Annotated in this window: 6 protein-coding genes; 1 reads left to right on the top strand and 5 read right to left on the bottom strand. The window is 71.2% G+C overall.

Annotation, left to right across the window (positions count from 1 at the left end; translation table 11 throughout):
- The 5 genes from dapB to hrcA all read right to left on the bottom strand — a co-directional run.
- Positions 1 to 583, bottom strand: a 583-nt coding sequence (dapB, locus tag ABFC67_RS13955) for a 4-hydroxy-tetrahydrodipicolinate reductase (protein ID WP_346738638.1), incomplete at its 3' end; no start/stop codon positions are given.
- Positions 584 to 848: 265 nt separating this feature from the next.
- Positions 849 to 1,976, bottom strand: a complete 1,128-nt coding sequence (dnaJ, locus tag ABFC67_RS13950) for a molecular chaperone DnaJ (protein ID WP_346738637.1) — start codon at positions 1,974 to 1,976, stop codon at positions 849 to 851.
- 130 nt (positions 1,977 to 2,106) lie between these two features.
- On the bottom strand, positions 2,107 to 4,023 hold the full coding sequence (gene dnaK / locus ABFC67_RS13945) for a molecular chaperone DnaK (protein WP_346738636.1): 1,917 nt from the start codon (positions 4,021 to 4,023) through the stop codon (positions 2,107 to 2,109).
- 75 nt (positions 4,024 to 4,098) lie between these two features.
- Complete coding sequence (gene grpE, locus ABFC67_RS13940; RefSeq protein ID WP_346738635.1) at positions 4,099 to 4,644, bottom strand: nucleotide exchange factor GrpE; 546 nt, start codon at positions 4,642 to 4,644, stop codon at positions 4,099 to 4,101.
- 83 nt (positions 4,645 to 4,727) lie between these two features.
- Positions 4,728 to 5,786 (bottom strand): heat-inducible transcriptional repressor HrcA, encoded by a 1,059-nt coding sequence (hrcA, locus tag ABFC67_RS13935; RefSeq protein WP_346738634.1) that lies wholly within the window; start codon positions 5,784 to 5,786, stop codon positions 4,728 to 4,730.
- Between the two features lie 172 nt (positions 5,787 to 5,958).
- Here hrcA and recN point away from each other — a divergent pair.
- A partial coding sequence (recN, locus tag ABFC67_RS13930; RefSeq protein WP_346738633.1) for a DNA repair protein RecN occupies positions 5,959 to 7,550 on the top strand: 1,592 nt, incomplete at its 3' end.

Here is a 7,550-nt window from a genome sequence, read left to right as displayed (position 1 = left end):
CGCCGGGCCGGCCCTCGCGCGCAACCACCGCCTCCGCCTCGAGCGTCATGCCGCGCCCCGCGGCGGCCGCGCGGCCGAGCGCCAGCGCGGTGCCGGAGGGCGCGTCTTCCTTGCGGTTGTGGTGCGCCTCGATGATTTCGAGATCCCAGCCCGGCAGCGCGGCCGCGGCCTCGCGCAGCGCACGGGTCAGCACCGCGACGCCGAGGCTGAAATTGGCTGCGTGCACCACCGCGATGCGCGCGCCCGCCTGCTGCAGGCGCCGCTCCAGCGCCGCGTCCAGCCCGGTGGTGCCGGCCACCAGGGCGACCCCGTGAGCCTCGCAGTGGTCCAGCGCCGCGGCGAGACCCGCCGGCGTGCTGAAGTCGACCACCACGTCCAGGCCCGGCGCCTCGCCCCAGCCGGCGGCATAGCGCAGCGCACCCGGCGCGTCGACGCCGGCGACCGGCGCGCCGACCTGCTCGGCGCCCGCGGCGATCACCGCCGCGCGCAGCGCGAAGCGCGCATCGGCGCGGGCCAGATCCAGCACCGCACGGCCCATGCGCCCGGTGGCGCCGTTGACGGCGATGCGGACGGGTAGCGTCATGACGCGAGAACTCCTGTGCGGAAACGCCGAGCGTAGCGCGAGCGGCCGCGCTTGCCGAGGGGGCCGGGTCCGGAAGCGCGGGACGTGAGCGCGGCGCGGAGACCCCCCCGGCGAGCGACGGGAAACGCCAGGCGCCGACAAGCCGCCATTCCCGCATGGACGAAAACGCACCGCCCTTGCCCGCGGGCGCTCGGCATCGCGAGCCGGATTCCGGCTCGCGCGGGAACGACATCATGCGATGCCGCCCCGGCTTCCGGTTTCCGGCCTACGCCGTCATCCGCGCCCAGAACTGCCTGACGCCGTCCAGCCACGAGCTGGCGCGCGGCGTATGCGCCGCGCACTCCTCGGCATCGGCGAACGTCGCCTCGAATTGCTCCAGCAGCTCGCGCTGCTTGCGGGTGAGGCGCACCGGCGTCTCCACCGCCACGCGGCACAGCAGGTCGCCGGTGCGGCCGCTGCGCACCGAGCGCACGCCCTTGCCGCGCAGGCGGAACATCTGGCCGGTCTGCGTCTCGGGCGGCACGGTGATCTTGGTTTCGCCGTCCAGCGTCGGCACGCAGAGTTCGGCACCCAGCGCCGCCTGGGCGAAGCGGATCGGCACCTCGCAGTAGAGATCGTCGCCTTCGCGCTGGAAGATCGCGTGCGGGCGTACGCGCACCTCGACGTACAGGTCGCCGGGTGCCGCGCCCGCGGGACCGGCCTCGCCCTGGCCGTTCAGGCGGATGCGGTCGCCGGTGTCGACGCCGGCGGGGATGCGCACCGACAGCGTGCGCTCGTCGTGCAGGCGGCCCTCGCCTTCGCATTCGCGGCACGGCGTCTCGATCACGCGGCCGGCGCCGCCGCAGTGCGGACAGGTCTGCTGCACGGAGAAGATGCCGTTCTGCATGCGCACGCGGCCATGGCCGCGGCAGGTCGGACAGGCCGCGGTCTTGCCGTCGGCCGAGCCGGTGCCGTTGCAGTGGTGGCAGCCGACCAGCGTCGGCACCTCGATCTGCTTCTCGATGCCGGCGACCGCCTCTTCGAGGTCGAGGTCCAGCACGTAGCGCAGGTCGGCGCCGCGCGCGGCGCGGCGACGGCCGCCGCCGCCCATGCCGAAGATGTCGGAGAAGATGTCGCCGAAAATGTCGCCGACGTCGCCGAAGCCGGCCGCGCCATTGCCGGCGCCGTGCTCGAACGCGGCGTGGCCGTGGCGGTCGTACAGGGTGCGCTTCTGCGCGTCGGCCAGGATCTCGTAGGCCTGCTTGACCTCGACGAACTTTTCCTTGGCCTGCGGATCGTCCGGATTGCGGTCCGGATGGAACTTCATGGTCAGGCGACGATACGCCTTCTTCAGTTCGTCCTCGGTGGCGGAACGCTCGACGCCCAGGACTTCGTAGTAGCAGCGCTTGGTCATGGAAGATGGGAGTCGGAGGTTGGAAATGGGGGGTGGGTACGGCGCGAGGATCGTGGCTCGGGAAGATCGGGCCAACCGGCCAAATCGCCAAGCCTACTCCCTAACTTCCCACTCCCCCCTCCATTCCTGATTACTTCTTGTCGTCCTTGACTTCGGTGAACTCGGCGTCGACCACGTCGTCGGCCTTGGACGGGCCGGCGCCGGCTTCCGCCTCCGCGCCACCCTGGAAGCCGGCCGACGCCGCCGCGAACAGCGACTGCGCGACCTGCTCCAGATTGGCGGTCTTGGCTTCGATGGCCGCCTTGTCGTCGCCCTTCATCACCTTTTCGAGATCGGCCAGCGCTTCCTCGACGCGACCGATCTGGTCGGCCGGCACCTTGCCGCCGTGCTCCTTCAGCGCGCTGCGCGCGGCGTGCACGGTGGCGTCGGCCTTGTTGCGCGCGCCGATCAGCTCGTGGAACTTGAGATCCTCCTCGCGATGCGCCTCGGCATCGCGGATCATCCGCTCCTTCTCTTCCTCGGTCAGGCCGGAACCGGCCTTGATCTCGACCTTCTGCTCCTTGCCGGTCTTCTTGTCCTTGGCGGAAACGTGCAGGATGCCGTTGGCGTCGATGTCGAAGCTGACCTCGACCTGCGGCATGCCGCGCGGCGCCGGGTCGATGCCGGCCAGGTCGAACTTGGCCAGCGACTTGTTGAAGCGCGCCTGTTCGCGCTCGCCCTGCAGCACGTGCACGGTGACCGCGGTCTGGTTGTCGTCGGCGGTGGAGAACACCTGCGAGGCGCGCGTCGGGATCGTCGTGTTCTTCTCGATGATCTTCGTGAACACGCCGCCCAGCCTCTCGATGCCCAGCGACAGCGGGGTGACGTCGAGCAGCAGCACGTCCTTGACGTCGCCGGCCAGCACCGCGCCCTGCACCGCCGCGCCGATGGCGACGGCCTCGTCGGGGTTGACGTCCTTGCGCGGCTCCTTGCCGAAGAAGTCCTTGACCGCTTCCTGCACCTTCGGCATGCGCGTCATGCCGCCGACCAGGATCACCTCGTCGACGTCGGAAACGCGCAGGCCGGCGTCGTTCAACGCGATGCGGCACGGCTCGATGGTCTTCTTCACCAGATCCTCGACCAGCGCCTCCAGCTTGGCGCGGGTCAGCTTGATGTTGAGATGCTTCGGGCCGGAGGCGTCGGCGGTGACGTACGGCAGGTTCACCTCGGTCTGGTGCGCGCTGGACAGCTCGATCTTGGCGCGCTCGGCCGCGTCCTTGAGGCGCTGCAGCGCCAGCGGGTCGTTCTTCAGGTCGACGCCCTGGTCCTTCTTGAATTCCTCGACCAGGTAGTCGATCACGCGCTTGTCGAAGTCCTCGCCGCCGAGGAAGGTGTCGCCGTTGGTGGCCAGCACCTCGAACTGCTTCTCGCCGTCGACTTCGGCGATCTCGATGATCGACACGTCGAAGGTGCCGCCGCCGAGGTCGTACACGGCGATCTTGCGGTCGGCGCCCTTCTTGTCGAGGCCGTAGGCCAGCGCGGCCGCGGTCGGCTCGTTGATGATGCGCTTGACCTCGAGGCCGGCGATGCGGCCGGCGTCCTTGGTCGCCTGGCGCTGCGAGTCGTTGAAGTAGGCCGGCACCGTGATCACCGCCTCGGTGACCGCCTCGCCGAGATAGTCCTCGGCGGTCTTCTTCATCTTCATCAGCACCTTCGCGGAAATCTCCGGCGGCGCCATCTTCTTGCCGTCGGCGGTCGCCACCCAGGCGTCGCCGTTGTCGTGGGCGAAGATCTTGTACGGCACCAGATCGAGGTCCTTCCTGACCTCGGCGTCGGTGAACTTGCGGCCGACCAGGCGCTTCACCGCGTAGAAGGTGTTCTTCGGATTGGTCACCGCCTGGCGCTTGGCCGGCGCGCCCACCAGCACCTCGCCGTCCTTGCTGAACGCGACGATCGAAGGCGTGGTGCGATCACCCTCCGAGTTCTCGATGACGCGCGCCGACGAACCTTCCATGATCGCCACGCACGAGTTCGTGGTGCCGAGGTCGATACCGATGATCTTGCCCATGTGGATCGCTCCGAAATTCCGATGCGGCCCCCGCGGCCGCGATGATCTGCAAACTGGGGCCCGCGGGCCCTTATCTCAAGCGCCTTCCGGCGCCTTCGCCACGGCGACCAGCGCCGGCCGCAGCAAGCGGTCGTTCAGCACGTAGCCCTTCTGGAACACCGCGACGACGGTGCCCGGCGCGAGCCCGCTGCCTTCCACCGTGTTCATCGCCTGGTGCAGCTCCGGGTCGAACGCCTGGCCGACCGGGTCGACCGCCTTCAGGCCGTTGCCCTCGGCCACCTTGACCAACGCCTTCAGGGTCAGCTCCATGCCCTCGTGCAGCGCGGCGGCGTCGGCGCCCTGCGCGGCGAGGCCGCGTTCGAGGCTGTCGCACACCGGCAGCAGCTCGGCGAGCAGCTTCTCGTTGGCGAAGCGGCGCGCCTGCTCGAGATCGCGCTGCAGGCGGCGGCGCTGGTTCTCGATCTCGGCGCGCTCGCGCAGCACGGTGTCGCGCATCTCGGCGAGCCTGGCCTCGTACTCGCCGAGCTTCTGCATCAGCGCGTCGGTGTCGGCCAGCACCTGATCGCCCGCGGCGGATGCGCGGTCGGCGTCGGGCGGCATGGTCGGCTTGTTCTCTTCCATCGTCACTCCCTGCGGTCAAAACGACGCCCGCGGCCCCTGCCGCAGCATCGCGATTCTTGCGGAAAAACCCGCCTCCGCGGCGGTTATTGGGTCGGCACGACGCGATTCAAGGCGTCGGTCAGCAGCCGCGCGGTGGCCTGCACCACCGGGATCACGCGATCGTATGCCATCCGCGTCGGCCCGATCACCCCCAGCGCGCCGAGCACGCGGCCGCCGGCACCGTAGGACGCGGTCACCACGGTGCAGCCGTCCAGCGCGGCGAACCCGGATTCCTCGCCGATGAACAGCCGCACGCCGGGCGCGCGCGCGCAGTTCTCCAGCAGCGCCAGCAGGTCGCGCTTGCGCTGGAACGCCTCGAACAGCTCGCGCAGCCGATCGAGGTCGGACAGTTCCTGATAGCCCATCAGGTTGGTCTGGCCGCTGACCAGCACGTCGCCCTCGGCGGTCGGCGCGAACGCGCCGGCGGCCACTTCCAGCGCCGCGCTGAGCAGCCGGTTCAGCTCGCTGCCGGCCGCGCGCAGCTCGCCCAGCAGGCGCGCGCGGATCTCGTCGATGCGCAGGCCGGCGTACTGGGCGTTGAGGTAGTTGGCGGCCTGCTCCAGTTCGCCCGGCGCCAACCGGCGCTGCAACTGCAGCACGCGGTTCTGCACCTGGCCATCGGCGAACACCAGGATTACCAGGATGCGCTGGGCGTCCAACGCGACGAAATCGATGTGCCGCAGCGGGAAATCGTCGCCGCGCGGCACCGTCACCACGCCGGCGAAGTGGGTCACCGCGGAAAGCAGCGCGGACACGCCGCCGAGCAGGTCGCGGGTATTGTCGGACTCGCGCGAGAACTCGCGTTCGAGACGCTCCATCTCGTCGCGGCCCAATGGCTTGAGCTCGATCAGGCTGTCCACGAACACGCGCAGCCCCTGCGCGGTCGGCACGCGCCCGGCGGAGGTGTGCGGCGAGGCGATCAGGCCGAGCTCCTCGAGATCGGCCATCACGTTGCGGATGGTGGCCGGGCTGACGTCCAGGCCGGAGGAGCGCGCCAGGGTGCGCGAGCCGACCGGCTGACCCTCCACGAGGTACTGGGCGATCAGGGTGCGCAGCAACTGGCGTGCGCGCGGGTCGAGGGAGTGGCCGGACAGCAGAGTCATGGTTCCTGCGGCTGCGTGAGCCGACGCGACGCTAACAAGCGCCCGCCATGCGGTCAATAAGGCCTGGGCGGGTCGATTCCAAGTCCGGCCAGGGTCCGCAGGGCTGCATGCAGGCGCCGCCGGCAACGCTAGAATGGCGCGCGCCCGCAAGGTGGGCACCCGCAGGGACTTCATGCTCGCGCTGCTCTACGTCAAGAACTTCGCGGTGGTCGAAGAGGCCGAAATCGCCCTCGGCCCCGGTCTGACCGTGGTCACCGGCGAGACCGGCGCCGGCAAGTCGCTGCTGGTCGATGCGCTGCTGCTGCTGTCCGGCGCGCGCGCCGACGCCGGCATGGTGCGCGCCGGCTGCGAGCGCGCCGAGCTGGCGGCCGAATTCGACCTCGCCGCCCTGCCCGCCGCGCGCGCCTGGCTCGAGCGCGAGGAGCTCGACGACGACGGCGCCTGCCGGCTGCGCCGCGTGATCCGCAGCGAGGGCAGCTCGCGCGCCTGGATCAACGGCCGCCCGGTCAGCCTGGCGCAGCTCGCCGGACTGGCCGAACTGCTGGTCGAGATCCACGGCCAGCACGAGCATCAGGCGCTGTTGGCGCGCGCGCACCAGCTCGAACTGCTGGACGCGTTCGGCGCGCTCGGCGCGACCGCCGCCGAGGCGCGCGCGCAGGCGCTGCGCTGGCGCGAACTGGGCGCGCGCATGCACAAGCTGAACGGCGGCGAGGACCGCGACGCGCGCCTCGCCCTGCTGCGCCACGAGCTCGCCGAGCTGGACCGCTGGGCGCTGCCGCCGGCCGAACTGGCCGAACTGGAAGCCGCGCACCGGCGCCTCGCCAACGCCGGGCGCCTGGTCGAAGGCAGCGCCGGCGTGAGCGAGATGGTCGACGGCGACGGCGAATTCGCGATGCGCCGCCTGCTCGGCCGCGCGCGCGGCGAGCTGGAACGCCTCGCCGAGCTCGACGAACGGCTGCTGCCGGTGATCGAAGCGCTGGACGCCGCCGGCGTCCAGCTCGGCGAGGCCGGCGCGGCGCTGGCGCGCTACGCGCAGGATCTCGAACTCGACCCCGATCGTTACGCCGAGGTCGAGGCCCATCTCACCCGCCTGCACGATCTCGCCCGTCGCCACCGCGTCGGCATGCCCGAGCTGCACGCCAGGGCGGCGGCGCTGCGCGCCGAACTGGAGACGCTGGAAGGTTCCGGCGCGGCGCTGGAGCAGCTCCAGGCCGAGCGCGCACGCTGCGAACAGGCCTATGCGGCGGCGGCGGCGGCGCTGTCCAAGGGGCGCAGCAGCGCCGCGGAGCGGCTTGGCAAAGCGGTCAGCGCGCTGATGTCGGAACTCGGCATGGCCGGCGGTCGCTTCGAGGTCGCGCTGGAGTCCGCCGAAGGCGCCGCGCCCGACCCGCAGGGCCGCGAGCGCTGCGAGTTCCTGGTCAGCGCCAACCCCGGCCAGCCGCCGCGCGCGCTGCGCAAGGTCGCCTCCGGCGGCGAGCTGGCGCGCATCAGCCTCGCCATCGAGGTCGCCACGCTCGGCCTGGACGTGGTCGCGACGATGGTGTTCGACGAGGTCGACGCCGGCATCGGCGGCGCGGTCGCGGAGGTGGTCGGGCAGAAACTGCGCGCGCTCGGCGGCGAGCGCCAGGCACTGTGCGTCACCCATCTGCCGCAGGTGGCGGCGCAAGGTCACGCGCACCTGCGCGTCAGCAAGGACAGCGACGGCGAGTCCACGCGCACGCTCATCGCGGCGCTGGACGCCGGCGGCCGCCGCGACGAGCTGGC

It is taken from the genome of Mizugakiibacter sp. (assembly GCF_039680435.1).
In the GTDB taxonomy this organism is placed as follows: domain Bacteria; phylum Pseudomonadota; class Gammaproteobacteria; order Xanthomonadales; family Rhodanobacteraceae; genus Mizugakiibacter.
This window is presented reverse-complemented; position numbering and strand designations above follow the sequence as displayed.